We start from the raw sequence: 26,406 nt of genomic DNA, 5'->3' as shown, positions 1-26,406 counted from the left end.
AGCAAAAGCTGGCGGCAATTATGGTCGGACTGACGTTTTAATAACACTCACTTGCCAGGGTTCTCACACCCAATCACAGAGTTTTCTGCGACAACCAAAGACTAGGGATCGTGCTTCCGACGGACAACCTGAAAACCTTGTGGGAAGGTTCGGTGAATCCCACACATCTTTAAACATTCGAAAATGGAACGCGGAGCGTCCCGGGCTGCATTCCCACGCGGAGCGTGGGAACGATCAAACAGTCCGTAGTTGCCTTCAGCTTTCTGCTTTCCGCTTCTCGCTTCCCACCACTCAACACGATGAGCGTTAGCTCGAGTACCGCTATTGACGTGCCGGCCCCATCGGAAGGCTGAGTGGAGGGATTTATCCGGGGGTGGGAGCGCAGCGACCGTGCGGCGCAGCCGCATGCATCGAGAGGAGGTGCAGCGAAGCAAACCGTAGGCGATGCCCCCGGATGAATACCGGAACGAAGGAACCCCGAGCCCCAGCGAGGGGCCGAACGCCGGGGCCCAAGACCTTTGGTTACTTTGGGGCGTTTGCCAAAGTGACCCGCCGTAAGGGCGGAACCCTAAGAAGCCGTTACCGCAGCAACGGATATGCCCCCAACCACCCCAGATATACCGAGACAGACACCTCACCTAGAAAAACGATATTTCCGCGTCCCCCAGCACCCCAGCTACCCTCCCCCACCACAACCACCTCAAAACCCACGGGCCAGACATGCAAAGACTCACCCTGAAACCACTCCTGATCACCCTCGCCCTGGCAACTACCGCACCCTTCGCAAACGCAGCAACAACCCTGGTGTACTGCTCCGAAGCCAGCCCCGCAGGCTTCGACCCCAGCCAATACACCAGCGGCACCGACTTCGACGCCTCCGCCGAAACCGTCTTCAACCGCCTAACCCAATTCAAACGCGGCGGCACCGAAATCGAACCCGGCTTGGCGACCAATTGGGACGTAAGCCCCGACGGTCTCCAGTACACCTTCCACCTACGCCAAAACGTAAAATTCCACACCACCGACTACTTCACCCCGACCCGAACCTTCAACGCCGACGACGTCCTGTTCACCTTCCAGCGCCTGCTCGACCCGGAGAACGCCTTCCGCAAGGCCTACCCCGCCGAATCCCCGTACTTCACCGACATGGGCCTCAACACCACGATCAAATCCGTCGAAAAGCTCGACGAAAACACCGTGCGTTTCAACCTGAACAACGTCGACGCCGCGTTCGTGCAAAACCTCGCCATGAGCTTCGCCTCGGTGCAATCGGCCGAATACGCCGCCCAACTGTTGAAGGAAGGCCACGTCGCCGACCTCAACCAGAAACCGGTCGGCACCGGCCCGTTCGTGTTCAAGCGCTACCAGAAAGACGCGCAGATCCGCTACGCGGCGAACAGGGACTACTGGAAACCCGAGGACGTGAAGCTCGACAACCTGGTGTTCTCGATCACCCCGGACGCCGCCGTACGCCTGCAAAAGCTCAAGACCGGCGAATGCCAGGTCAGCGGCTACCCGCGCCCGGCCGACATCGAAGTGATGGAAAAAGACCCGAACCTGCGGGTGTTGAAGCAGGCCGGTTTCAACCTCGGCTTCCTCGCCTACAACACCACCCACCCGCCGCTGGACCAGCTCAAAGTGCGCCAGGCACTCGACATGGCCATCGACAAACCGGCGATCATCAAGGCGGTTTACCAAAGTGCCGGGCAGCTGGCGCAAAACGCTTTGCCGCCAGCGCAATGGTCGTTCGATCCGAACATAAAAGACGCGCCGCACGACCCGGTAAAAGCCAAGGCGCTACTCAAGGAAGCCGGGGTTGCACCCGGTACAACCATCAACCTCTGGGCCATGACCGTGCAACGCGCCTCGAACCCGAATGCGCGAATGTCGGCACAGATGATCCAGCAGGATTGGGAGAAGATCGGCATCAAGGCCAACATCGTCAGCTATGAATGGGGCGAGTACATCAAGCGCGCCAAAAACGGCGAACACGACGCGATGATCTACGGCTGGACCGGCGACAACGGCGACCCGGACAACTGGCTGGGCGTGCTTTACAGCTGCGCGGCGGTGAACGGCAGCAACTACGCCAAATGGTGCGACCCGGCCTACGACAAGCTGATACAGCAGGCCAAGGTGTCCACCGATAAATCGCAACGGGTAAAACTGTATCAACAGGCGCAACTGATCCTTAAACAGCAGGTGCCAATCACGCCGATCGCCAACTCCACGGTGTTCCAGCCGCTGCGCAAGGAAGTCACCGACTTCAAGATCAGCCCGTTCGGTCTAACCCCCTTCTATGGCGTGGGTATAAATAAGTAACACCCGGCCCCAATCCGGCGCGTACAACGTGACCAATGCACCGTTTTGGGGCTTCGTTTGCACCGTAAAAACCGTCCGCAAACGGTCAAATGCGTCAGAAGTTATACGGATGCGACATTAAGGTACGTTCGTGCCACGCTTTGACGCCGCCGAGCGCTCTGGATCTTGCATTGGGTATGGGCCCTGCATAAGTATCCGCAGGCACGACTCACGAGGTCGTACCTCACAACTAAAAAATGACAACAAATCATGAGGCCAACATGCTTAAACACGCGGTCATTCCGTTTTTAGTCGGCGCAGGCTTGTTAGCCTCCGCACCTTTCGCCACCGCTGCGACTAACCTGGTGTTCTGCTCCGAAGGCAGCCCGGCCGGTTTCGATCCAGGCCAATACACCACCGGAACCGACTTCGACGCCTCAGCCGAAACCATGTTCAACCGTCTGACCCAGTTCGAGCGTGGCGGTACCGCCGTGATTCCTGGTCTGGCGACCAAGTGGGACATCTCGGATGACGGCCTGACTTACACCTTCCACCTGCGTGAAGGCGTCAAGTTCCACACCACCCCGTATTTCAAGCCGACTCGTGAGTTCAACGCCGACGACGTGCTGTTCACCTTTAATCGCATGATTAACAAGGATGACCCGTTCCGTAAGGCGTACCCGACCGAATTCCCGTACTTCACCGACATGGGGATGGATACCAACATCACCAAGATCGATAAAGTCGACGACCACACCGTCAAGTTCACCCTGAAAGAAGTCGACGCCGCGTTCATCCAGAACATGGCCATGAGCTTCGCTTCGGTACAGTCCGCCGAGTACGCAGCCCAGCTGCTGAAGCAAGGCAAGGCTGCCGACATCAACCAGAAGCCGATCGGCACTGGTCCGTTCGTGTTCAAGAGCTACCAGAAAGACTCCAACATCCGCTACACCGGGAACAAGGACTACTGGAAGCCTGAAGACGTGAAGATCGACAACCTGATCTTCGCCATCACCACCGACCCGTCGGTACGTATCCAGAAGCTGAAAAAGAACGAATGCCAGGTCACCCTGTTCCCTCGTCCGGCCGACCTCGCGGCACTGAAAGCCGATCCTACGCTGAAGATGCCTGACCAGGCTGGTTTCAACCTGGGCTACATCGCCTACAACGTGATGGACAAGGTCAAGGGCAGCAACGAGCCTAACCCGTTGGCCGACCTGCGCGTTCGCCAGGCGCTGGACATGGCTGTGAACAAACCACAGATCATCGACTCGGTTTACCAGGGCGCAGGCCAACTGGCTGTCAACGCCATGCCGCCGACCCAGTGGTCCTACGACACCACCATCAAGGACGCCAAGTACGATCCTGAGAAAGCCAAGCAGCTGCTCAAGGAAGCCGGCGTCAAGGAAGGTACCGAGATCGTCCTGTGGGCGATGCCGGTTCAACGTCCGTACAACCCGAACGCCAAACTGATGGCTGAAATGCTTCAGTCCGACTGGGCGAAGATCGGCCTGAAAGTGAAGATTCAAAGCTACGAATGGGGCGAGTACATCAAGCGCTCCAAAGGTGGCGAGAACCAGGGCATGCTGATTGGCTGGAGCGGTGACAATGGTGATCCGGACAACTGGCTCAACGTGTTGTTTGGTTGCGACTCCCTGAGTGGCAACAACTTCTCCAAATGGTGCGACAAGAAATTCGACGGCCTCGTGAAAGAAGCCAAGCGCACCACTGACCAGGCCAAGCGCACCGAACTCTACAAAGAGGCGCAACACGTCCTCAAAGATGCAGTCCCTATGACACCTATCGCTCACTCGACGGTGTATCAACCCATGCGCGCCAACGTGCAGGACTTCAAGATCAGCCCATTCGGCTTGAACTCCTTCTACGGCGTCAGCGTCAGCAAATAAAGAAGCAGCGGCGACGTTTTCAGCGTCGCCGCTGTTTTTTTGCCGAGAAGTCAGGAATTTGCCTACAGCCTTTTCCAACCGGTCTTACCAGGTTGGTTTAGGACGTGTTGCCTTTTCCTACGAGTCTTTAGGACTCAGCGCATTTACTGCCAGACCCACGGCCCCTACCGTCGGGTTCTGACCAGTGACTGCGTGGGCTATCGGTTTTGCTGCCGTATTGGTTTGAGCTCAATGTCGCCACAACTTCCCTGGACGGGATCGCGGCGCATTGAAAAACACTAAGAAAAGAGGGAGCGTCATGCGCCATACCTTGGTTTTTTCCGCATTGCTGGGCGCCGGCCTGTTGGCCGCCACGTCCGCCAGTTACGCCGCCAGCAACAGCCTGGTGTTCTGCTCCGAAGGCAGTCCGGCCGGTTTCGATACCGCGCAGTACACGACGGCGACCGATAACGACGCCGCCGAGCCGCTGTACAACCGACTGGCCGAGTTCGAAAAAGGCGCGACCAATGTCGTACCGGGCCTGGCAACCAGCTGGGATATTTCCGAGGATGGTCTCAAGTACACCTTTCACCTGCGTGAAGGTGTGAAGTTTCATACCACGCCGTACTTCAAACCTACGCGCGATCTCAACGCCGACGACGTGCTGTTCACGTTTAACCGCATGCTCGATCCGCAACAGCCTTTCCGTAAGGCTTACCCGACCGAGTTTCCGTATTTCAACGGGATGAGCCTCAACAAGAACATCGCCAAGGTCGAAAAGACCGGGCCGCTGACCGTGCAGTTCACGCTCAACAGCGTCGACGCCGCGTTCATCCAGAACATCGCCATGAGCTTCGCCGCCATCCTGTCTGCCGAATACGCCGACAAGCTGCTGGCCGAAGGCAAGCCGAGCGACATCAACCAGAAGCCGATCGGCACTGGTCCGTTCGTGTTCAAGAGCTACCAGAAAGACTCGAACATCCGTTACACCGGCAACCCGCACTACTGGGATCAGAGCCGGGTGAAGCTGAAGAACCTGATTTTCGCGATCAATACCGACGCTTCGGTACGTGTGCAGAAGCTCAAGGCCGGCGAATGCCAGATCACCCTGCACCCGCGCCCTGCCGATGTGCCGGCACTGAAGAACGATCCGACACTGCAATTGATCGAGAAGCCGGGCTTCAACCTCGGCTACATCGCCTACAACGTGCGCCACAAGCCGTTCGATCAGCTCGAAGTGCGTCAGGCGCTGGACATGGCAGTGAATAAACAGGGGATTCTCAACGCTGTTTATCAAGGCGCCGGCCAACTGGCCGTCAACGCCATGCCGCCAACCCAATGGTCCTACGACGACACGATCAAGGACGCCGCCTACAACCCGGAAAAAGCCAAAGAGCTGCTCAAGGCTGCCGGCGTCAAGGAAGGCACCGAGATCACCCTGTGGGCGATGCCGGTACAACGGCCGTACAACCCGAACGCCAAACTGATGGCCGAGATGCTCCAGGCGGACTGGGCCAAGATCGGTCTGAAAGTGAAGATCGTCAGCTACGAATGGGGCGAGTACATCAAGCGCACCAAAAATGGCGAGCACGACATCAGCCTGATCGGCTGGACCGGTGACAACGGGGATCCGGACAACTGGCTCGGCACGCTGTACAGCTGCGACGCCATCGGCGGCAACAACTACTCCATGTGGTGCGATCCGGCTTACGACAAGCTGATCAAACAGGCCAAGGTCGTCACCGACCGTGACCAGCGCACCGTGCTCTACAAACAGGCCCAGCAACTGCTCAAGCAGCAAGTGCCGATCACGCCTGTCGCTCACTCGACGGTCAACCAGCCACTGAGCACCAAAGTCGAAGGGTTCAAAGTGAGCCCGTTTGGTCGCAACGTGTTTTCGGGTGTCAGCATCGATTAAACACAAAACCGATTAGCCGCAATGCTGAGGGGGCCGTCTACCCCCTCACGCAAGCGCTTTGCCGAAATTCGCCAATCAGGCCTTTTGCAAACGTTTGCGATGTGTGAATGAGTTCTAAACCAATAACCGGCCAACCCAAAAAAGCCGGCATAAAAAGAAAGTAAAGGAGCTTCACCCATGAAACTGAGCAATACCGCGATATTGGCCTTGGCCATCAGCAGCATCACCGCCACGGCTTACGCGGAAACCCAAAGCCAGGCGTTCACCCCGGTGACCGTCAACGAGAAGAGCGCCCAGGCTGAAGCCACCGGCTTCCTCGAAGGTCAGTCGATCAGCGGCTCGACCCGTAACTGGTACGCCAACGAACAACTGAAACGCGGCGGCAAGTTCACCTATCGCAAGGATGGCGTGGCCACCCCGACCGACCGCCGTATCAACTGGGTGCAAGGCACCATCGTCAAGTACAACTCGGGCTTCACCGAAGGCACCGTCGGTTTCAGCACCGAAGTGGCGGCGTACAATGCCATCGCGCTGGAGCGTGATCGCGAGAACCTGGCGTCCAACAACGGTGGCGCACCGGGCACCCGTCCAGGCGCGGGCAACAACCGTACCCTGACCCGTGAAGGCGGCGAAGCCCAGGGCCAGTGGAGCAAAGTCGGCTTGGCCAACGTCAAGGCGCGCATCTCCAACACCACCCTGACCGCCGGCCGCATGAACTTCAGCAGCCCGCAGGTCGACGTGATCGGCAACCGTCCGCTGCCATCGAGCTTCGAAGGTGTTGCGATCCACAGCGAAGAGCTGAACAACCTGTCCTTCGACCTGGCCTCGTTCGACCGCGTTTCGCCGCGTACCGAAGAAAGCCTGAGCAAGTTCCGCTCCGAATACGGCGCGATCGATGCCGAAGCCGACCACGTCCACACCGGCGGCATCTCGTACCAGCCGTTCGCCAGCCTGACCACCAGCCTGTGGGGCACCCAGGCCGAAGACCTGTGGAACCAGTACTACTTCGGCGCCACCCACGTGCTGGGTGACAGCTCGGTTCTGGCTCTGACCACCGGTCTGAACTACTACAAGACCGTGGACGAAGGTAAGAAAAAACTGGGTGAAATCGACAACGATACCTACTCCCTGTCGTTCGGTCTGACCCACCAGGCTCACACCCTGACCTTCTCCTACCAGGAAGTGAACGGTAACGAGTACTTCGACTACCTGCACGAAACCAACGGTATCTACCTGGCCAACTCCCTGCTGTCGGACTTCAACGGCCCGAACGAGAAATCCTTCCAGGTGGCCTACGGTCTGAACATGGCCGAATACGGCGTGCCAGGCCTGAAGTTCAACATCTACCAGGCCCGCGGCTGGGGCATCGACGGCACTCACTACAAGGGTGGCGGCTACGACGGCGTGCAGTCGATGGACGGCGAGCACCACTATGAATACGGCATCGGTGCCGCTTATGCGGTACAGAGCGGTCCTCTGAAAGCCACCACCGTTCGTGCGACCTACACCGCGCACCGTGCGAGCGAGAACCAGGCTGACGGCAGCATCAACGAGTTCCGTCTCGTAACCACCGTTCCATTCAACATCCTGTAAAAACGCCAGCCGACGGCTGACTCAGTGACGAGTCGGCCGTTCGGCTTTTTGTCTTCAACCGATTGCAGAGGGTTCTTGATGAAAATGCTTCCCCTACGTGCGGCCATCGCGGCTGCGTTGCTGAGTGTCGCTGTCGGCGTCTCGGCCAAACCCTTGGTGGTCTGCACCGAAGCCAGCCCGGAAGGCTTCGATATGGTCCAGTACACGACTGCAGTCACTGCCGACGCGGTGGCCGAAACCATCTTCAACCGTCTGGCGGACTTCAAGCCCGGCACCACCGAAGTGATTCCGGCGCTGGCCGAGTCCTGGGACATCAGCGAAGACGGCCTGACCTACACGTTCCACCTGCGCAAAGGCGTCAAGTTTCACACCACCGAATATTTCAAGCCGACCCGCGACATGAATGCCGACGACGTGGTCTGGAGTTTCCAGCGTCAGCTGGACCCGAATCACCCGTGGCACAAGCTGTCGAGCGTGGGCTTCCCGTACTTTGAAAGCATGGGCTTCAAGGAACTGCTGAAAAGCGTCGAGAAAGTCGACGACAATACCGTCAAGTTCACCCTGACCCGTCGCGAAGCTCCGTTCCTGGCCGACATCGCCATGGCGTTCTCCTCGATCTACCCGGCCGAATACGCCGACCAGTTGCTCAAGGCCAACAAGACCGGCGACCTGAACAACAAACCGGTCGGCACCGGCCCGTTCATCTTCCAGCGTTACGCCAAGGACGCCCAGGTACGCTTCAAGGCCAACCCGGACTACTTCCGTGGCAAGGCGCCAGCTGACGCGCTGATCCTGGCGATAGCCACCGACAACAACGTGCGTTTGCAGAAGCTCAAGGCCAATGAGTGCCAGATCGCGTTGTATCCGAAACCGGATGACATCCCGAGCATCAAGAAAGACAGCAACCTGAAAGTCGATGAAATGGACGCAATGACCGTCTCGTACATCGCCATGAACACCACGCACAAGTACATCAGCGACGTGCGGGTGCGCAAAGCGATCGACATCGCCTTCGACAAGGAAGCCTACGTCAACGCCCTGTTCGGCAAAGGCAACGCCTCGGTCGCGGTCAACCCGTACCCGCCGACCCTGCTGGGCTACAACCACGACCTGAAGAACCCGCCACGTGACCTCGACGCCGCCCGCAAGCTGCTCAAGGAAGCCGGCGTACCGGAAGGCACCGTGTTTACCCTGTTTACCCGCAACGGCGGCGGCCCGACCAACCCGAACCCGATGCTCGGCGCGCAGATGATGCAGGCTGACCTGGCGAAAGTCGGGATCAAGATCGACATCCGCGTCATGGAATGGGGCGAGATGCTTAAACGCGCCAAGGCCGGCGAACACGACATGGTTTCGGCCGGATGGGCGGGCGACAACGGCGACCCGGATAACTTCCTGACGCCTATGCTCAGTTGCGAAGCCGCCAAGAACGGCGAAAACTACGCTCGCTGGTGCAACGAGAAATTCCAGGCCCTGCTCGACGAAGCACGGGCTAAAGTAGATCCGGCCGAACGCGCCAAACTGTATGAAGAAGCGCAAGTCATCTTCAATCAGGACCAACCGTGGATCAGCATGGCCCACACCCGCATGTTCACCGCAATGCGCAACAACGTAGAGGGTTATCACATCAGCCCTCTGACAACCAATAACTTCGCCACCACCCAGGTGAAGTAGATAAGAAACTCCCGGCGCCCCTGACCCCAGGGTCGCCGGGCACGCCTAACCGGCTGATGAGGTACCACACACGATGTTTAGTTTTATTGCCCGCCGACTGGGGTTATTGATCCCCACGTTTTTCGGCATCACCTTGCTGACTTTCGCGTTGATTCGCATGATTCCCGGCGACCCCGTGGAAGTGATGATGGGCGAACGTCGGGTCGACCCCGAAATGCACGCTCAGGCAATGGAACGCCTCGGTCTGAACAAACCGCTGTACGCCCAGTACCTGGACTACATCGGCAAACTGGCCCATGGCGACCTCGGCGAATCCCTGCGCACCCGTGAGAGCGTATGGACCGAGTTCACCTCCCTCTTCCCGGCGACCCTGGAACTGTCCATGGCCGCCCTGCTGTTCGCCGGCATCCTGGGCCTTCTGGCCGGGGTGATCGCGGCACTCAAGCGAGGATCCCTGTTCGACCACGGGGTGATGGGCATCTCCCTCGCGGGTTATTCGATGCCGATCTTCTGGTGGGGCCTGATCCTCATCATGTTCTTCTCGGTGAGCCTGGGCTGGACCCCGGTGTCCGGGCGGATCGACCTGCTTTACGACATCGAGCCGCGCACCGGCTTCATGCTGATCGACACCCTGCTGGCCGATGACATGGGCGCGTTCCTCGATGCCCTGCACCACCTGATCCTGCCGGCCATCGTGCTCGGCACCATCCCGCTGGCGGTGATCGCGCGGATGACCCGGTCGTCGATGCTCGAAGTACTGCGTGAAGACTACATCCGCACCGCCAAGGCCAAAGGCCTGTCGCCGTCGCGCGTGGTGTTCGTACACGGCCTGCGCAACGCGCTGATCCCGGTACTGACCGTGGTCGGCCTGCAAGTCGGCACCCTGCTGGCCGGTGCGGTCCTGACCGAAACCATCTTCTCCTGGCCCGGCATCGGTAAATGGCTGATCGAAGCCATTGGCGCCCGGGACTACCCGGTTGTGCAAAACGGCATCCTGTTAATCGCCTGCCTGGTGATTCTGGTCAACTTCGTGGTGGATATCCTCTACGGCTTTGCCAACCCACGCATCCGTCATCAGCGCTGAGGTCAATACCCATGAGCACTCCAACTTCCTCAGTAGTCACCGCCGCCACCGCCGTGGATCAAAGTCTGCTGTACCCGTCACCGTACAAAGAGTTCTGGCAGGCTTTCGCCAAGAACAAGGGCGCCGTCGCCGGCCTGCTGTTCATGCTGCTGGTAATTTTCTGCGCGATCTTCGCGCCGTGGGTCGCCCCGCATAACCCGAGCGAGCAATACCGCGACTTCCTGCTGACGCCGCCGGCGTGGCTCGAAGGCGGGCAGATGCAATTCCTGCTCGGCACCGATGAACTGGGTCGCGACCTGCTGTCGCGTCTGATCCAGGGTTCGCGCCTGTCGCTGCTGATCGGTCTGTCGTCGGTGGTGATGTCGCTGATCCCGGGGATCCTGCTGGGTCTGTTTGCCGGTTTCTTCCCGAAAATGGTCGGCCCGACCATCATGCGTCTGATGGACATCATGCTGGCCCTGCCATCGCTGCTGCTGGCCGTGGCGATCGTCGCCATCCTCGGCCCTGGCCTGATCAACACCGTGATCGCGATTGCCGTGGTTTCGCTGCCGTCCTACGTGCGTCTGACCCGTGCCGCCGTGATGGGTGAGCTGAACCGCGACTACGTGACCGCCGCGCGCCTGGCCGGTGCCGGTCTGCCGCGCCTGATGTTCATCACCGTGCTGCCGAACTGCATGGCACCGCTGATCGTTCAGGCGACCCTGAGCTTCTCCTCGGCGATCCTCGATGCCGCCGCCCTGGGCTTCCTCGGCCTCGGCGTCCAGCCGCCAACCCCTGAGTGGGGCACCATGCTGGCTTCGGCCCGCGACTACATCGAACGCGCCTGGTGGGTGGTGAGTCTGCCTGGTTTGACCATTTTGCTCAGCGTGCTGGCAATCAACTTGATGGGCGACGGCCTGCGCGATGCGCTGGACCCGAAACTCAAGAACGCCGCCTGAGGAGATTCCCATGTCACTGTTAGAAATCAAGAATCTCAACGTTCGCTTCGGCGACAAGAACGCCACCCCGGTCGTCGACGGCCTCGACCTGAAAGTCGACAAGGGCGAAGTTCTGGCGATCGTGGGCGAGTCGGGTTCCGGCAAGTCCGTGACCATGATGGCGCTGATGGGCCTGATCGAGCACCCGGGGATCGTCACCGCCGACTCGCTGAGCTTCGACGGCAAGAACATGCTCAAGCTGAACAACCGCCAGCGTCGGCAGATCGTCGGCAAAGACCTGGCGATGGTGTTCCAGGACCCGATGACCGCGCTGAACCCGAGCTACACCGTCGGCTTCCAGATCGAAGAAGTGCTGCGCCTGCACCTGAAAATGTCCGGCAAGCAAGCGCGCAAGCGTGCAATCGAACTGCTGGAAAAAGTCGAAATCCCGGGCGCCGCCAGCCGTATGGACGCCTACCCGCACCAACTGTCCGGCGGCATGAGCCAGCGTGTGGCGATTGCCATGGCGATTGCCGGCGAACCGAAACTGCTGATCGCGGACGAGCCGACCACTGCACTCGACGTGACGATTCAGGCACAGATCATGGACCTGCTGCTGGCGTTGCAGAAAGAGCAGAACATGGGCCTGGTGCTGATCACCCACGACCTCGCCGTCGTGGCCGAAACCGCCCAGCGCGTGTGCGTGATGTACGCAGGTCAAGCCGTTGAAGTCGGTCAGGTGCCGCAACTGTTCGACATCCCGGCCCACCCGTACAGCGAAGCGCTGCTCAAGGCGATTCCGGAACACAGCCAGGGTGCCGAGCGTCTGGCCACTCTGCCGGGCATCGTTCCCGGCCGTTACGACCGCCCGCAAGGCTGTCTGCTGTCGCCGCGCTGCCCGTACGTGCAGGACAGCTGCCGCGCGCAGCGTCCGACCCTTGACCCGAAAAGCAACAGCCTCGCCCGCTGCTTCTATCCGTTGAACCAGGAGGTGGCGTAATGGCCGTCGTACTTACCGCCCGCGACCTGACCCGTCACTACGAAGTCTCCCGTGGCCTGTTCAAGGGCCATGCGACCGTACGCGCCCTGAACGGCGTGTCGTTCGAGCTGGAAGCCGGCAAGACCCTCGCCGTCGTCGGTGAATCGGGCTGCGGCAAATCCACCCTCGCCCGCGCCCTGACCCTGATCGAGGAGCCATCGTCCGGTTCCCTGAAAATCGCAGGCCAGGAAGTGGCCGGCGCCGACAAGGCTCAGCGCAAACAACTGCGCAAAGACGTGCAGATGGTGTTCCAGAGCCCGTACGCTTCGTTGAACCCACGGCAGAAAATCGGCGATCAACTGGCCGAACCGCTGTTGATCAACACCAACCTGTCGGCCGCCGAGCGTCGCGAGAAAGTCCAGGCGATGATGAAGCAGGTCGGCTTGCGTCCCGAGCACTACCAGCGTTATCCGCACATGTTCTCCGGCGGTCAGCGTCAGCGTATCGCGCTGGCCCGCGCCATGATGTTGCAACCGAAAGTGCTGGTGGCGGACGAACCTACTTCCGCACTGGACGTGTCGATCCAGGCGCAGGTGCTGAACCTGTTCATGGACATGCAGCAGGAGTTCAACACCGGTTACGTGTTCATCTCGCACAACCTGGCGGTGGTGCAGCACGTGGCGGATGACGTGATGGTGATGTACCTCGGTCGCCCGGTAGAAATCGGTCCGAAGCACGACATCTACGCCCGTCCTCTGCACCCGTACACCCAGGCGCTGCTGTCGGCGACTCCGACCATCCATCCGGATCCGGACAAGCCGAAAATCAAGATCGTCGGCGAGCTGCCCAACCCGCTGAACCCGCCGCCTGGCTGCGCGTTCCACAAGCGCTGCCCGTACGCCACCGCGCGTTGCAGCAGCGAAGAGCCGGCCCTGCGCCAGCTCGATACGCGTCAGGTCGCGTGCCACTACGCCGAGCAGTTCCTCGACGGCGCGGCATGAAAAAACCCGCCCCGTTTCCCGGGGCGGGTTGTTGATGAGTTGACCAAACCCCTTCTGCCCCGATTGCGCATCGATCGGGAAAGAAGGGGTTTTCTTTTGCCCGGAATCTACGTCTGGCTGTCGCCTTCGTCCGCATCGTCGGAGTCCGGCTCATCGGTGGTCGAATCGTCATCGTCGGCGCTGCCACCCTGGCCCTGATCGCCGGGCTCGGATTCGGACTTGGCCAGCATCAGCGCGCTGTGCCCCACCTGCCCGCTGGAGGCCTGGGTATCGTGATCCTCGCACTCGGCCCAGGCCGTCGCGGTGCCGAGGGACAGCATCACCATCACTTTCAACAGCAGCAAAACGCGTAGCAACCTGTTTTTCATAGCCGAGTCCATCCTGTTCCAGGTGAGAAATTCATGCTGACCTGACGCTGATTGAAATCTAGTTCCGATCCGCCGGGTTCACCAGATAGGACGCTAACCAATGCCCGGAAATGCCATGCGTGGACAGACCGCTTTCGAATAACGCTCATAACCGGATCGGCTAAGCGAGGTCGTCTATCTGGAGCGCTTGATGAGCAGCCACTAAAAAGCCCCCGAGGCTTACGCAACGGGGGCTTTGGAGGGAACAGCTCAATGCTTAGTGATGCTCACGGGTCGCACGGAATTTCACGTCCGGCCAGCGCTCTTCCATCAGGGCCAGGTTGACCCGGGTTGGCGCGAGGTAGGTCAGGTGACCGCCGCCGTCCAGTGCCAGGTTTTCCACGGCCTTGTTGGAGAATTCCTCGAGCTTCTTCTTGTCGCTGCATTCGATCCAGCGCGCGGAGTACACGGTGATCGGCTCGTAGGAGCACTCGACCTTGTATTCCTCTTTCAGGCGGCTGGCGACCACATCGAACTGCAGCACACCGACGGCGCCGAGGATGATGTCGTTGCTGCGCTCCGGGAAGAACACCTGGGTCGCGCCTTCTTCGGCCAGCTGTTGCAGGCCCTGGCGCAGTTGCTTGGATTTCAGCGGATCGCGCAGGCGTACGCGGCGGAACAGCTCCGGGGCGAAGTGCGGGATACCGGTGAAGCCCAGGGTTTCGCCTTCGCTGAAGGTGTCGCCGATCTGGATCGTGCCGTGGTTGTGCAGACCGATGATGTCGCCGGCGTACGCCTCTTCCAGCTGTTCACGCTCGGAGGAGAAGAACGTCAGGGCGTCGCCGATGCGCACGTCCTTGCCGGTACGTACGTGGCGCATCTTCATGCCTTTCTCGTACTTGCCGGAGCAGATACGCATGAAGGCGATGCGGTCGCGGTGTTTCGGGTCCATGTTCGCCTGGATCTTGAAGATGAAGCCCGAGAACTTCTCTTCCACCGGCTCCACGGTGCGCTCGTTGGCTACGCGCGGCAGCGGGCGCGGGGCCCAGTCGACCACGGCGTCGAGTACGTGATCGACACCGAAGTTGCCCAGTGCCGTACCGAAGAACACCGGAGTCAGTTGACCGTCGATGAATTCCTGCTGGTTGAACTCGTGGCAGGCGCCCTGCACCAGTTCCAGCTGCTCGAGGAATCGGTCGTACTCGTCACCCAGGTGGGCGCGGGCTTCATCGGAATCGAGCTTCTCGATGATCTTGGTTTCGGTGCGTTCGTGACCGTGACCGGCGGTGTAGACAATGATGTAGTCGTCGGCCAGGTGGTACACGCCCTTGAAGTCGCGGTAGCAACCGATCGGCCAGGTGATCGGCGCAGCCTTGATCTTCAAGACGGCTTCGATTTCGTCGAGCAGTTCGATCGGGTCGCGGATGTCACGGTCGAGTTTGTTGATGAAGCTGACGATCGGCGTATCACGCAGACGGCAGACGTCCATCAGCGCGATGGTACGTGGCTCAACACCTTTACCGCCGTCGAGAACCATCAATGCCGAGTCCACCGCCGTCAGGGTGCGATAGGTATCTTCGGAGAAGTCTTCGTGGCCCGGGGTGTCGAGCAGGTTGATCATGTGTTCGCGATACGGGAACTGCATGACCGACGTTGTAATCGAGATGCCCCGCTGCTTTTCCATCTCCATCCAGTCGGATGTCGCGTGGCGGTCGGATTTACGGGATTTCACCGTACCGGCCACGGCAATCGCCTTGCCCATCAGCAAGAGCTTTTCGGTGATGGTGGTTTTACCGGCATCGGGGTGGGAAATAATGGCGAAAGTGCGGCGTTTCGCGACTTCGGCGGCCTGTCTGGTCATGGGAAATCGCCTGGCGGTGATTCAAAAAAGGGCGGCGATTATAGCCCAACTCGATTCAATAACCGAACCGTTGAGCACATTAAGGGTGGCCAAATGCTGCCTCAGATGGGAACCTTTTAAAGCACGGAGACGTCCATCCCCTGTTACGACAATTCGTCAGGGGCTGAAAAATCAGCAAGTTAGCCTGACGAGGCTGCGCTCATGGCTCGCTTTCAGACCGCTTTTGCCGGGCTGAAAAAAAGCTGCTTCTCGCGAACGCTGACTTCGGCAGCCAGGAATGGCCTTGCCACACGGAGCAGCGCTCGCCGACTAAAAAAAAGGAGTCCGCCTGTGGCTATCCGCTATGGCAAAGGGCTGTTGGGAGGTGCGGTGGTGATCGCGCTCCTGGCCCTGCTGGTCCACTGGATCGGCATCAACACGATCGAACACTACCGCGACGATTTGTTGTTTTACCTGCAAGCTCATCTGATTCTCGTCCTCGCTTCAATGCTGGCCGCCCTGGTCGTGGGCATTCCCGCCGGTATCTTCCTGAGCCGTCCGACCATGGTCGGCCGCGCCGAACGCTTCATGCAGATCTTCAACATCGGCAACACTGTGCCGCCGCTGGCCGTGCTCGCAATTGCCCTGGGGATTCTCGGCATCGGCAGCGGTCCGGCGATCTTCGCTTTGTTCCTCGCCTCGCTTTTGCCGATTGTGCGCAACACCTATGAAGGCCTGAAAAACGTCCAGGGTTCGCTGAAAGAAGCCGCCGTCGGCATCGGCATGACCCCGCGTCAGGTGCTGTGGAAAGTCGAATTGCCCAACGCCGTGCCGATCATCGTCGGCGGTGTGCGGGTGGCGCTGGCGATCAACGTCGGTACGGCGCCGCTGGCCTTCCTGATCGGCGCCAACAGCCTCGGCAGCCTGATTTTCCCCGGCATCGCCCTGAACAATCAGCCGCAACTGCTGCTCGGCGCCGCGTGCACCGCGCTGCTGGCCCTGCTGCTCGATGGCGTGGTCACCCTCGCCAGCCGCCTCTGGCTGGAACGCGGTTTGCGCCCGTCTTAAGGCTTTTGCGAAGGAATGAACATGAAACGACTTAGCTTGATCTTAGGCTGCGCCCTGCTTTTCGCAGGATTGGCCCAGGCGGCGGAAAAGCCGCTCATTCGTCTCGGCGCCCGGGTGTTCACCGAGCAGACCCTGCTCGCGGAAATTACCGCGCAATACCTGCGCAGCAAAGGCTACGACGCGCAAATCACCGGCGGTCTGGGCAGCAACCTGGCCCGCAGCGCCCACGAAAGCGGGCAGCTGGACATGCTCTGGGAATACACCGGCGTGTCGCTGGTGGCCTACAACCATGTCACTGAAAAACTCGACAGCGAACAGTCCTACGCCCGGGTGAAAGAACTCGACGCGAAAAAAGGCCTGGTCTGGCTCACACCGTCGAAATTCAGCAACACCTACGCCCTCGCCCTGCCGAAAAAAGTGGCCGAGGAATATCCGCAGATCAGCAACATCAGCCAGTTGAACGACGTGCTGAAGGCTGAAGCCAAGACCAATCACCTGGTGGCGCTGGACACCGAGTTCGCCAACCGCTCCGACGGCCTGGACGGCATGGTCAAGCTCTACGACATGAACCTGACCCGCAAGAACATCCGGCAGATGGACGCAGGTTTGGTCTACACCGCCCTGCGCAACGGTCAGGTGTTTGCCGGTCTGGTCTACACCACCGACGGTCGCCTCAACGCGTTCGGGCTGAAGCTGCTGCAAGACGACAAGCATTACTTCCCGGACTACACCGCCGCGCCGGTGGTGCGTCAGGCCTATCTCGACGCGCACCCGCAACTGGCGGAGCAACTCAAGCCACTGGCCGAACTGTTCGACGACGAAACCATGCGCCAGCTCAACGCGCGGGTCGATGTCGATCACGAAAGCCCGTCGAAAGTCGCTGCCGATTTCCTGCGCCAGCATCCACTGAATTAAAGGAGGAAAAGTCATGGAATTTTTGAACGCCTTTTCCCACCTCGACTGGCAGCAGGTGATGCACCTGACCTGGCAGCACATCACGCTGGTCGGCATTGCCGTCAGCCTGGCGATTCTCATCGGCGTGCCGCTGGGCATCCTGATGACGCGCTTCCCGAGCCTCGCCGGTCCCTTGCAGGCCAGTGCCACGGTGCTGCTGACCGTGCCGTCGATTGCGCTGTTCGGCCTGCTGCTGCCGTTCTACTCGAAATTCGGCCAGGGCCTCGGCCCGATGCCGGCGATCACCGCCGTGTTCCTTTATTCACTGCTGCCGATCATGCGTAACACCTACCTCGCCCTGACCGGCGTCGAACCGGGCATCCGTGAAGCCGCACGCGGCATCGGCATGACCTTCGGCCAGCGCCTGCGCATGGTCGAGTTGCCGATTGCAGTGCCGGTGATCCTCGCCGGCGTGCGCACCGCCGTGGTGATGAACATCGGCGTGATGACCATCGCCGCGACCATCGGCGCCGGCGGCCTCGGTGTGCTGATCCTCGCCTCCATCAGCCGCAGTGACATGTCGATGCTCATTGTCGGCGCGCTGCTGGTCAGTCTTCTGGCGATCTTCGCCGACCTCATTTTGCAGTGGCTGCAACGTTCGCTGACTCCAAAAGGACTCCTCAAATGATCGAACTTCAAAACCTCAGCAAGACCTTCCAAAGCAACGGCAAAGATGTGAAAGCCGTGGACTCGGTAAGCCTGACCGTCAATGAAGGCGAAATCTGTGTGTTCCTCGGGCCATCGGGTTGCGGCAAAAGCACCACGCTGAAAATGATCAACCGCCTGATCAAGCCGACCTCGGGCAAGATCCTGATCAACGGCGAAGACACCACCGACCTCGACGAAGTGACCCTGCGCCGCAACATCGGTTACGTGATCCAGCAGATCGGTCTGTTCCCGAACATGACCATCGAAGAAAACATCGTCGTGGTGCCGAAACTGCTCGGCTGGGACAAACAGAAATGCCACGACCGCGCCCGCGAACTGATGAGCATGATCAAGCTTGAACCCAAGCAGTATCTGCATCGTTACCCGCGTGAACTGTCCGGCGGCCAGCAGCAACGGATCGGCGTGATCCGCGCGCTGGCGGCAGATGCACCGCTGCTGCTGATGGACGAGCCGTTCGGCGCGGTCGACCCGATCAACCGCGAGATGATCCAGAACGAATTCTTCGAGATGCAGCGTGCGCTGAACAAGACCGTGATCATGGTCAGCCACGACATCGACGAAGCGATCAAGCTGGGCGACAAGATCGCAATCTTCCGCGCCGGCAAACTGTTGCAGATCGACCATCCGGACACCCTGCTCGCCCATCCGGCGGACGATTTTGTCAGCAACTTCGTCGGCCAGGACAGCACCCTCAAACGCCTGTTGCTGGTAAAAGCCGAAGACGCCGCGGACAACGCGCCGTCGGTGAGCCCGGAAACCCCGGTGGCCGATGCGCTGGAGTTGATGGACGAGCATGACCGCCGTTATGTCGTGGTGACTGACGCTGAGAACAAGGCACTGGGTTATGTGCGCCGTCGTGACCTGCATCGTCAGACCGGCACCTGTGCGCAATTCCTGCGCGAGTTCAACGCCACGGCGGCGTACGACGAGCATTTGCGCATTCTGTTGTCGCGCATGTACGAGTTCAATCGGGCATGGTTGCCGGTGATGGATGCCGAGCGAGTGTTCCTCGGCGAGGTCACGCAAGAGTCGATTGCGGCGTACCTGAGTTCGGGTCGTTCACGCGGAATGAAGACCAATATTGTGTCGCCAGCCGAGGCGGTGGCCTGATCAAAAGCAAAAGGGCTGTTCGACAGCCCTTTTTTTCGACCGCCGGAACCTGAAAGTCGTGATTTTTTTGCCGACGATGAGCCGGCAAGAAATATCAACACATCAGAAGGCTGAATCCGTCCGAAGATATCAGCCTTGACCGGCAACTTCCCCCTCACCTCCCCTTCTCGCCGCCAACGTCGCCGATGTTGAAGTGATCGTACTTATCTGAGACTTGGCACACATCAGCGTCGAACGTGCAGGTATTTTTAACACCTGAAAATTATTGCGGAACATCTGACCGTCATCTCGGTCGGCTACAAAGAGTGATATCCGCGACGCACGTCAGAAGCGTGCAAAAACGCGACATTTTTAGTTGATCTCAGGCCCCTCACGCCCTAAAGTTCGCGCCGAACGTCCATGCTGGAAACGATCCATCCGGCTCAAGTACTGACGACGAGACAGCAAGGCCAAGGGAAAGAAAGCTTCATTTCCCATGGCCTTTTTGCTTTCGGCGACATGCCTTGGGAAGTAGGCGAACCAAAGTGGGGATACGGAGGGCGTTCAGGAGGGTGTGTCATCAATGAATTCACGAGTGCGCCGGGTCTGCTTTTGCGCAGGGCAAGGCGCGAGGCCCGCAGTTTGGTTGTTCCAAATAAGGGACGAGCAACGCAGCCCTGCGCAAAAGCAGGCCCGGCCCTTCGGGTTGTGCCTGAGCGCGCGCCATGCTGCGTTGCAGGCCTTGCGAAGGGAGCGACCATTAGCGGCGGCCTGCGCCTTGCCTGGCACGCGCTCAGGCGCAACGCACTCGCGAATTCATTGATGACACACCCTCGCACCCATTGATTTCACGAGTTTGCCCATAGGAGCTCCCAGCATGTCGATCCAGGTCGAAGACTATTTCGCGCGCGAAACCTTTCAGAAAATGAAGGCGTTCGCCGACAAACAGGAAACCCCGTTCGTGGTGATCGACACCGCGATGATCGCCCAGGCCTACGATGACCTGCGCGCCGGTTTCGAATTCGCCAAGGTCTACTACGCGGTCAAGGCCAACCCGGCCGTCGAGATCATCGACCTGCTCAAAGAGAAAGGTTCGAGCTTCGACATCGCCTCGATCTATGAGCTGGACAAAGTGCTGAGCCGTGGCGTCAGCGCGGACCAGATCAGCTACGGCAACACCATCAAGAAATCCAAGGACATTCGCTACTTCTACGAGAAGGGCGTGCGTCTGTTTGCCACCGACTCGGAAGCCGACCTGCGCAACATCGCCAAGGCCGCACCGGGCGCCAAAGTCTATGTGCGCATCCTGACCGAAGGCTCGACCACGGCCGACTGGCCACTGTCGCGCAAATTTGGCTGCCAGACCGACATGGCCATGGACCTGCTGATCCTCGCCCGCGACCTGGGCCTGGTGCCATACGGCATCTCGTTCCACGTCGGGTCGCAACAGCGCGACATCAGTGTCTGGGACGCGGCGATCGCCAAGGTCAAAGTGATTTTCGAACGTCTGAAGGAAGAAGACGGCATCCACCTCAAGCTGATCAACATGGGCGGTGGCTTCCCGGCCAACTACATCACCCGTACCAACAGCCTGGAAACTTACGCCGAAGAAATCATCCGCTTCCTGAAGGAAGACTTCGGTGATGACCTGCCGGAAATCATTCTGGAGCCGGGCCGTTCGCTGATCGCCAATGCCGGCATCCTGGTCAGTGAAGTGGTGCTGGTTGCGCGTAAATCCCGCACCGCCGTCGAGCGTTGGGTTTATACCGATGTGGGCAAATTCTCGGGCCTGATCGAAACCATGGACGAAGCGATCAAGTTCCCGATCTGGACCGAGAAGAAAGGCGAGATGGAAGAAGTCGTGATCGCCGGCCCGACCTGCGACAGCGCCGACATCATGTACGAAAACTACAAGTACGGCCTGCCGCTGAACCTGGCGATCGGTGATCGTCTGTACTGGCTGTCGACCGGTGCGTACACCACCAGTTACAGCGCCGTAGAGTTCAACGGCTTCCCGCCGCTGAAATCGTTCTACGTGTAAGCGACGCTTCAACTGAAAAGGCCCATGCGTGCATGGGCCTTTTTTATTTGCGCAGCCAGATCTCAAGATGGTTGAGCATTGTCATGAATTCATCGGCGCCCTCTTGCGTGGCGGCCAGGTGGAAATTCAACTCGCCGAGTTTCGACGCGCGCTCTGCCCTCAATAAGTCATTGAACAGCACGTCGATGCGCAAGCCGGTTTCTTCGAGAAACACGCTGATGGACGAACTCACGGAAGCCAATCCGCTAAACAACCCGGCAATATCAACTTTGTATTCTGCGGCTCTGACAAGCGGATCCGCTGACGAATAAGCCACGTCCCAAACCGGCGTCGTGCGCACTTCACGAAACAACTCCTCGACCACCGTCGGCTGGGTATGACACTGGCACGAGCGATGATCCATTGCTCTGCCAAATACCGACTTGAGACCGAACGACTCGTCATGCACCTCGGCGATGGTGTATTTCAATTGGCGAACCACCGCCCTCAGCGAGGAAAAACGAAGCGCCAGTTCGTGAACGAGGTCCGGGACATCGGTTGGGGGAAACAACTTCCAGGTCGGCGACCTGGATAAGCTGTACAACTTGAAATCCACCTGACTGAGAGGCTCGTTCCTTGAAGTATTGCGGGTGATTTCCAGCGTTTCGGCGGTGAACGTAGCGAGATCCGCGACGTAAGTACTGCACAGGCGCCGAGCCTCTTCGGTGCGCTGCCAGAACGCCTGCAAGTAGCGTGCATTGAAACTGGCGTTGTTCAAACGCGAATCACTGGCCAGTACCGCCAATTGATGACCGCTGGCTCTGCGACGCTCAAACACCAAAGGAATATTGTTGAAGGTGGGGTGAAGAGAACCAAGGAAACTTGTGTATCGATCCAGCACGCGTCGTTGCGCTGTGGAGAATTCATAGGCAAGTGTTTTCATGAGTGGCAGGGAAGCGGTGGACATGTCGTCCACCGCCTCGACTCCTTATTGCTGAACAGTTTTCAGGTACTGCCTGAAGTCGGCAATTCGGGTGATTGCTTCAGCTGTTCGCTGCTCGACCGGCTGCGACATGTCTTGCTTGAAGTCCCGGGCGAGAGACTCAATCCGGGTTACCAGATTCGAGAACTCATTCACGTATCCCCAGCGCTCGTCGTCGAGTTGGTCGAGGACTCGCACCAGCTGAATCTTTCCATCGATCTGTTCAATCTCGTTGATGAGCTTCTTCAACTGCGCCCTTAGATCAGCCGCTTTTTCCTTGAGCTTGTTGTAAGCCGCCAGCATGTTCAGATAGGAAATGGCCTCACCGATGCCAGAGATCATTTTTTTCAAGGTATCAATGGCGAACAGTGCAATCTGGACCTGCGGTGGCGCCAGCCCCAGGGCTTTCAGGTTATCCAGGGTCAATCGGGCCTCCTGACCGATTTTCTCTACCCCGGCTTTCGCGATCAGCTCAAGCGCTTCAGACACCGATTTCATCTGCTTCTCGAAATCGACGACTTTTTCTTCAGACTTTACCTTCAGTGCCTCCGTGAAAGCCCGATCCTGTTGCAGGGTTACGATCCATTGCGCCGAAGCCGACCGGTCATAGGCGGTACTCAAGCCGTTGTGGGTCATCTTCAAATCGGCCGAGTATTCGGCGACTTTCATCGAAACATTCTTGAGGTCGCTTTCCATTTCCTCGTGGATTTCATTCGCGTCTTCCGGGTAATCGATCAGTTCGATTTGAGCTGTCTTCAGTTTGTTCTGCGCACGTTCCAGATTGATCCCTGTCGTCTGGGCCTGATTACGAATTTCAAATGTGGCTTTCTGGATAGCGACTGTCAGCCCATTCATTGTGCGGACGGTACCCGGCAGATAATTGAACTGTTCGCCCAGCATTTGAGCAGTGACATTACTTGTTTGAACAGCCGCAGCGTAAGCGCGTAACGCAGCGCCATCAAAATCCGAAACGGCTGGATTATTATTTAGCGAGAACATCACTGCTTTACTCCTGAACATCGTGAAACTGCTTCCATACTCTTTATCTGCCGCCGCGAACACGCCCAGCAGTTGATCGGAACTCGCCCTGATCTGCTCCCACGGATCAATAATGCCGAGAATCTGGTTCTTGAACCTCCTCAGGGACGTTGCCTCCTGAAGCAGATCAACTTCTTTGACAGAGGCATATATATAGGTGCTCAGCGCATTCCATACCAGCATCAGGTTTTGCGTAGCGACTTCAGCCTCGATCGCTACATAGCTGAGGTTCTGCAAATCATCGCGCACTTTGTTCAGGGAACTCAGCGTCTGGTTTTTGCTGGCCATTACCTGGTTGGAGGTCTGTTGTTCCGCCTTCAACCGGTTTCGCTCCTTACGGATCTTTTCAGCCTTGACTCCCTGATAAATACCGAGAATCAAACCACCGATATTCAGGGTCGCTGCCGACCTGATCGCTTCTTGAACCAACTGATCATATTGTTTGTTCAGTTCATCGATTTCTTTCGAGCGCTGATCGATTTCGCCCTGCAGGACCTGGATGTCTGCCTGATAGGTATTGCGCGACACGAACTCCAGTCGCAGCTTGATTTCCGGCAACACGATCTCGCGCATGTCAGCGCCGAAACTGTCGATTTCTGACCTGACATCCTCGGCCTTCGCGTGGCACTTCATGACTTTGTCCAGCATGTCATTGAGGTAGGCCTTGATTTCCGGAACATCGCCGGACGGCAAGCCCAGGTCGGGAAGCCCCGGAATCGTGCGCTTCAGCTGCAGATACTCTTCCGGCGTATTGATATCGAATTCTTCCAGGTATCTGGAGGCTTTCAGGTCATCGTAGATTGCTACGATGCCCTTACCCGTACGAATGATGTTGCCGGCAAAAATCTTCAGATCGGTACCCGTGAGCATGATTTTTTCACGCAGCGGGGACCAGCGCTTCGCGTGGTCGTAGGTGTAGGTGAATGTCCGCAGGAAGTCTGTTGCCTTGAGACCAACGCCCCCTGCATCCCCGGCGCCATAGTTCAGATAAGCAACGACGTCCGCCAGCCGAACCGGAAGCGACAGCCCCAGAACCTCATACTTGCGCAGGCTGATAATCTGCTCTTTGGTTAATTGAATACCGGTTTCCCGATTGTATTCTTCACCCTCGCCGAGCGAAGCACTTACAAACATCCGAGGCGCTTTTGCGGCGGCCTCGACAATCTTGCTGTCCATCCTGAATTCCATAAGAGACTCCTTGTCTTCTTCGGATATTTAATAAAAGTCATTTTAGATACGACATCATCGTTCGACTCATTTCAACTTGAGCGCCGACATCGCAAAACAACCTTAGGACAGCAAGACAACAATCAACAAGCATTCAAATATTAGCAATCAAGACAAACAAGCCACTCACCCGAATACTTATCCGAGAACAGCCATATCAACTTGATAAAACCAACTAACCGCAGAATAAATAATTACAAAGCAACTAACTCTGCCAGTCGAAATTTATAAGCGTCGGCCATGGCGCGGATTTGCGGATGTTGTGCATTCAACAAGGACACACTGGCGACTCGCAGGAAATTCACATTGCCCGCGTCCAGTGCCTTGCGTAGCCAGCCAAGTGCGTCATCGATGCGCCCCTCGTCGGCAAGCACCGCGGCGTGGCTGAACTGCCCCCGGAAATCGCCGCCCTCGGCCGAGCGACGATACCAGTCACGTGCCGTTGGCAGATCTTGCGGACAGTGACGCCCCTCTTCCAGATACCGGCCCAACAGGTTCATCGACTTGGCATGTCCCGACTCGGCAGCGCGGCGGTACAGGGCGAGGGCCTGCGCCTGATTCTCGGGTATTCCACGCCCGGTGGCATGCAGGTTTGCCAGGTTGTACATCGCCCAATCCAGCCCTGCTTCGGCGGCCGTCTGGTAATGGCGCGCAGCAAGTTCGGCGCTGGCCACACAGCCCCATCCGTGCTCATGGCAGCGACCGAGCATGTTGCGCGCCATCAGATGACCTTGCCCTGCGGCGATTTCAAACCAGCGCAATGCCAACGGCTGATCCTGAGCGATCCCGTGACCATCGAGCAGGATCTGCCCGAGCAGCGCCTGCGCTTCCAGCACGCCCTCACCCGCTGCCAGCAGAATTGCCTGAGCCGCGCGAGCCGGGCTTTCTTCGAGCATGGCGGTGAGGCGTTCACCGTCGAGGACTTCTTCGCGGCGTAACCGAAAGTCCGCCACTTACACCTCGACCCAGCGACGCAACAAGTTGTGATAGGTGCCGGTGAGGCGGATCAGCGACGAGTGATCGGGCATGTCGTGGGTGAGTTGCTGGATCGCACCGTCCATCTCGAACAGCAAGGCACGCTGGCTGTCTTCGCGCACCAGACTTTGCGTCCAGAAGAACGAGGCATAACGCGCCCCGCGAGTGACCGCATTGACCTTGTGCAGGCTGGTGCCGGGGTACAGCACCATGTCGCCGGCGGGCAGTTTCACCCGTTGGGTGCCGAAGGTGTCCTGGATTTCCAACTCGCCGCCGTCGTAGTCCTCCGGCTCGCTGAAAAACAGCGTGGCCGACAGATCCGTACGTACGCGCTCGATGCTGCCCTTTGGCTGGCGCACCGCGTTGTCGATGTGGAAATCGAAACTGCCGCCCGCCGTGTAGCAGTTGAGTAACGGCGGGAACACTTTGTGTGGCAGCGCGGCCGACATGAACAGCGGATTTTTCCACAGGCGTTCAAGCATCGCGGCGCCGATTTCCTTGGCCAGCGGATGGCCTTCCGGAAGCTGCAGATTGTGCTTGGCCTTGGCCGATTGATAGCCGGCGGTGATCTTGCCATCGGCCCAGTCAGCCTGTTCCAGAGCCTCGCGGATGCGCTGCACTTCTTCTTTCGCGAACAGCCCGGGGATGTGCAGCAGCATGGCAATGTCACCTGATGGCAAAGAGGCGGCAATGGTATTGATTCTTATTGGCTGTGTAAAACCCGCTAGACGAATGAACTGGCAAAAACCGTAAGGTTAAATTGTAAAGAATGTAAATTCAGTGCGAATAACAATGTTTCGCAATTGATACGAATACCTGTTTACCCTATATTCCGCCGCCTCAA

Annotated in this window: 20 protein-coding genes; 14 read left to right on the top strand and 6 right to left on the bottom strand. The window is 58.7% G+C overall.

Features of this window, described 5'->3' with window-relative positions:
* Window positions 1-720: 720 nt before the first annotated feature.
* The 9 genes from CAF90_RS18720 to CAF90_RS18680 all read left to right on the top strand — a co-directional run bounded on the left by CAF90_RS18720 (window position 721) and on the right by CAF90_RS18680 (window position 13,353).
* Window positions 721-2,322: an ABC transporter substrate-binding protein gene (locus CAF90_RS18720; RefSeq protein ID WP_085608060.1), complete on the top strand. Its 1,602-nt coding sequence runs from the start codon at window positions 721-723 to the stop codon at window positions 2,320-2,322.
* Between the two features lie 260 nt (window positions 2,323-2,582).
* Window positions 2,583-4,208: an ABC transporter substrate-binding protein gene (locus CAF90_RS18715; protein ID WP_085608059.1), complete on the top strand. Its 1,626-nt coding sequence runs from the start codon at window positions 2,583-2,585 to the stop codon at window positions 4,206-4,208.
* Window positions 4,209-4,506: 298 nt separating this feature from the next.
* Window positions 4,507-6,105 (top strand): ABC transporter substrate-binding protein, encoded by a 1,599-nt coding sequence (locus CAF90_RS18710; protein ID WP_085608058.1) that lies wholly within the window; start codon window positions 4,507-4,509, stop codon window positions 6,103-6,105.
* A 177-nt stretch (window positions 6,106-6,282) separates the two neighbouring features.
* Window positions 6,283-7,698, top strand: coding sequence for an OprD family porin (locus CAF90_RS18705; RefSeq protein ID WP_007953663.1), 1,416 nt, complete (start codon window positions 6,283-6,285; stop codon window positions 7,696-7,698).
* 78 nt (window positions 7,699-7,776) lie between these two features.
* A complete protein-coding gene (locus tag CAF90_RS18700; protein WP_007953664.1) occupies window positions 7,777-9,372 on the top strand; it encodes an ABC transporter substrate-binding protein in 1,596 nt (531 codons plus the stop codon).
* 73 nt (window positions 9,373-9,445) lie between these two features.
* Window positions 9,446-10,456 carry an ABC transporter permease subunit gene (locus tag CAF90_RS18695; protein WP_007953665.1) on the top strand — a complete coding sequence of 337 codons (1,011 nt, stop codon included), beginning with the start codon at window positions 9,446-9,448 and terminating at the stop codon, window positions 10,454-10,456.
* Window positions 10,457-10,467: 11 nt separating this feature from the next.
* Entirely contained in the window at window positions 10,468-11,394 is a 927-nt protein-coding gene (locus tag CAF90_RS18690) for an ABC transporter permease subunit (protein ID WP_085608057.1), read from the top strand.
* A 10-nt stretch (window positions 11,395-11,404) separates the two neighbouring features.
* Window positions 11,405-12,373, top strand: a complete 969-nt coding sequence (locus CAF90_RS18685) for an ABC transporter ATP-binding protein (RefSeq protein WP_007953667.1) — start codon at window positions 11,405-11,407, stop codon at window positions 12,371-12,373.
* On the top strand, window positions 12,373-13,353 hold the full coding sequence (locus tag CAF90_RS18680; RefSeq protein WP_007953682.1) for a peptide ABC transporter ATP-binding protein: 981 nt from the start codon (window positions 12,373-12,375) through the stop codon (window positions 13,351-13,353). The genes CAF90_RS18685 and CAF90_RS18680 overlap by 1 nt, the downstream gene beginning before the upstream one ends.
* Before the next feature lie 107 nt (window positions 13,354-13,460).
* Here the strand turns inward: CAF90_RS18680 and CAF90_RS18675 are convergent, their stop codons facing one another.
* Together CAF90_RS18675 and CAF90_RS18670 are read right to left on the bottom strand one after the other, a co-directional pair.
* Window positions 13,461-13,721 carry a hypothetical protein gene (locus CAF90_RS18675; protein WP_085608056.1) on the bottom strand — a complete coding sequence of 87 codons (261 nt, stop codon included), beginning with the start codon at window positions 13,719-13,721 and terminating at the stop codon, window positions 13,461-13,463.
* A 256-nt stretch (window positions 13,722-13,977) separates the two neighbouring features.
* A complete protein-coding gene (locus CAF90_RS18670) occupies window positions 13,978-15,561 on the bottom strand; it encodes a peptide chain release factor 3 (protein WP_085608055.1) in 1,584 nt (527 codons plus the stop codon).
* 330 nt (window positions 15,562-15,891) lie between these two features.
* Between CAF90_RS18670 and CAF90_RS18665 the strand changes: the two genes are divergently transcribed.
* The 5 genes from CAF90_RS18665 (at window position 15,892) to CAF90_RS18645 (ending at window position 21,361) form a co-directional block, all read left to right on the top strand.
* On the top strand, window positions 15,892-16,608 hold the full coding sequence (locus CAF90_RS18665) for an ABC transporter permease (protein WP_085608054.1): 717 nt from the start codon (window positions 15,892-15,894) through the stop codon (window positions 16,606-16,608).
* 21 nt (window positions 16,609-16,629) lie between these two features.
* Window positions 16,630-17,523, top strand: a complete 894-nt coding sequence (locus tag CAF90_RS18660) for a glycine betaine ABC transporter substrate-binding protein (protein WP_085608053.1) — start codon at window positions 16,630-16,632, stop codon at window positions 17,521-17,523.
* A gap of 13 nt (window positions 17,524-17,536) precedes the next feature.
* A complete protein-coding gene (locus tag CAF90_RS18655) occupies window positions 17,537-18,190 on the top strand; it encodes an ABC transporter permease (RefSeq protein ID WP_007953690.1) in 654 nt (217 codons plus the stop codon).
* Complete coding sequence (locus CAF90_RS18650) at window positions 18,187-19,341, top strand: betaine/proline/choline family ABC transporter ATP-binding protein (RefSeq protein WP_007953692.1); 1,155 nt, start codon at window positions 18,187-18,189, stop codon at window positions 19,339-19,341. The genes CAF90_RS18655 and CAF90_RS18650 overlap by 4 nt, the downstream gene beginning before the upstream one ends.
* Before the next feature lie 856 nt (window positions 19,342-20,197).
* Window positions 20,198-21,361, top strand: a complete 1,164-nt coding sequence (locus CAF90_RS18645; protein WP_007953693.1) for a type III PLP-dependent enzyme — start codon at window positions 20,198-20,200, stop codon at window positions 21,359-21,361.
* A 43-nt stretch (window positions 21,362-21,404) separates the two neighbouring features.
* Here CAF90_RS18645 and CAF90_RS18640 read toward each other — a convergent pair whose 3' ends face one another.
* From CAF90_RS18640 to CAF90_RS18625, 4 genes are all read right to left on the bottom strand, one after another.
* Window positions 21,405-22,307 (bottom strand): hypothetical protein, encoded by a 903-nt coding sequence (locus CAF90_RS18640; protein WP_256578445.1) that lies wholly within the window; start codon window positions 22,305-22,307, stop codon window positions 21,405-21,407.
* Between the two features lie 21 nt (window positions 22,308-22,328).
* Window positions 22,329-24,536 (bottom strand): alpha-xenorhabdolysin family binary toxin subunit A, encoded by a 2,208-nt coding sequence (locus CAF90_RS18635; protein ID WP_256578889.1) that lies wholly within the window; start codon window positions 24,534-24,536, stop codon window positions 22,329-22,331.
* Window positions 24,537-24,781: 245 nt separating this feature from the next.
* Window positions 24,782-25,540, bottom strand: a complete 759-nt coding sequence (locus tag CAF90_RS18630) for a tetratricopeptide repeat protein (RefSeq protein WP_085608050.1) — start codon at window positions 25,538-25,540, stop codon at window positions 24,782-24,784.
* Entirely contained in the window at window positions 25,541-26,221 is a 681-nt protein-coding gene (locus tag CAF90_RS18625; RefSeq protein ID WP_085608049.1) for a Fe2+-dependent dioxygenase, read from the bottom strand.
* Window positions 26,222-26,406 lie beyond the last annotated feature (185 nt).

It is taken from the genome of Pseudomonas sp. B37(2017), from assembly GCF_002112885.1.
GTDB lineage: Bacteria > Pseudomonadota > Gammaproteobacteria > Pseudomonadales > Pseudomonadaceae > Aquipseudomonas > Aquipseudomonas paraglycinae.
Note: the sequence above shows the minus strand (reverse complement) of the source record. Positions and strands in the feature narration are given on the sequence as shown.

What these genes read in the sequence shown, in the direction of transcription:
- CAF90_RS18720 (WP_085608060.1), top strand. Translation starts at nt 721, where the DNA reads ATGCAAAGACTCACCCTGAAACCACTCCTGATCACCCTCGCCCTGGCA.
- CAF90_RS18715 (WP_085608059.1), top strand. Translation starts at nt 2,583, where the DNA reads ATGCTTAAACACGCGGTCATTCCGTTTTTAGTCGGCGCAGGCTTGTTA.
- CAF90_RS18710 (WP_085608058.1), top strand. Translation starts at nt 4,507, where the DNA reads ATGCGCCATACCTTGGTTTTTTCCGCATTGCTGGGCGCCGGCCTGTTG.
- CAF90_RS18705 (WP_007953663.1), top strand. Translation starts at nt 6,283, where the DNA reads ATGAAACTGAGCAATACCGCGATATTGGCCTTGGCCATCAGCAGCATC.
- CAF90_RS18700 (WP_007953664.1), top strand. Translation starts at nt 7,777, where the DNA reads ATGAAAATGCTTCCCCTACGTGCGGCCATCGCGGCTGCGTTGCTGAGT.
- CAF90_RS18695 (WP_007953665.1), top strand. Translation starts at nt 9,446, where the DNA reads ATGTTTAGTTTTATTGCCCGCCGACTGGGGTTATTGATCCCCACGTTT.
- CAF90_RS18690 (WP_085608057.1), top strand. Translation starts at nt 10,468, where the DNA reads ATGAGCACTCCAACTTCCTCAGTAGTCACCGCCGCCACCGCCGTGGAT.
- CAF90_RS18685 (WP_007953667.1), top strand. Translation starts at nt 11,405, where the DNA reads ATGTCACTGTTAGAAATCAAGAATCTCAACGTTCGCTTCGGCGACAAG.
- CAF90_RS18680 (WP_007953682.1), top strand. Translation starts at nt 12,373, where the DNA reads ATGGCCGTCGTACTTACCGCCCGCGACCTGACCCGTCACTACGAAGTC.
- CAF90_RS18675 (WP_085608056.1), bottom strand. Translation starts at nt 13,721, where the DNA reads ATGAAAAACAGGTTGCTACGCGTTTTGCTGCTGTTGAAAGTGATGGTG.
- CAF90_RS18670 (WP_085608055.1), bottom strand. Translation starts at nt 15,561, where the DNA reads ATGACCAGACAGGCCGCCGAAGTCGCGAAACGCCGCACTTTCGCCATT.
- CAF90_RS18660 (WP_085608053.1), top strand. Translation starts at nt 16,630, where the DNA reads ATGAAACGACTTAGCTTGATCTTAGGCTGCGCCCTGCTTTTCGCAGGA.
- CAF90_RS18655 (WP_007953690.1), top strand. Translation starts at nt 17,537, where the DNA reads ATGGAATTTTTGAACGCCTTTTCCCACCTCGACTGGCAGCAGGTGATG.
- CAF90_RS18650 (WP_007953692.1), top strand. Translation starts at nt 18,187, where the DNA reads ATGATCGAACTTCAAAACCTCAGCAAGACCTTCCAAAGCAACGGCAAA.
- CAF90_RS18645 (WP_007953693.1), top strand. Translation starts at nt 20,198, where the DNA reads ATGTCGATCCAGGTCGAAGACTATTTCGCGCGCGAAACCTTTCAGAAA.
- CAF90_RS18640 (WP_256578445.1), bottom strand. Translation starts at nt 22,307, where the DNA reads ATGTCCACCGCTTCCCTGCCACTCATGAAAACACTTGCCTATGAATTC.
- CAF90_RS18635 (WP_256578889.1), bottom strand. Translation starts at nt 24,536, where the DNA reads ATGGACAGCAAGATTGTCGAGGCCGCCGCAAAAGCGCCTCGGATGTTT.
- CAF90_RS18625 (WP_085608049.1), bottom strand. Translation starts at nt 26,221, where the DNA reads ATGCTGCTGCACATCCCCGGGCTGTTCGCGAAAGAAGAAGTGCAGCGC.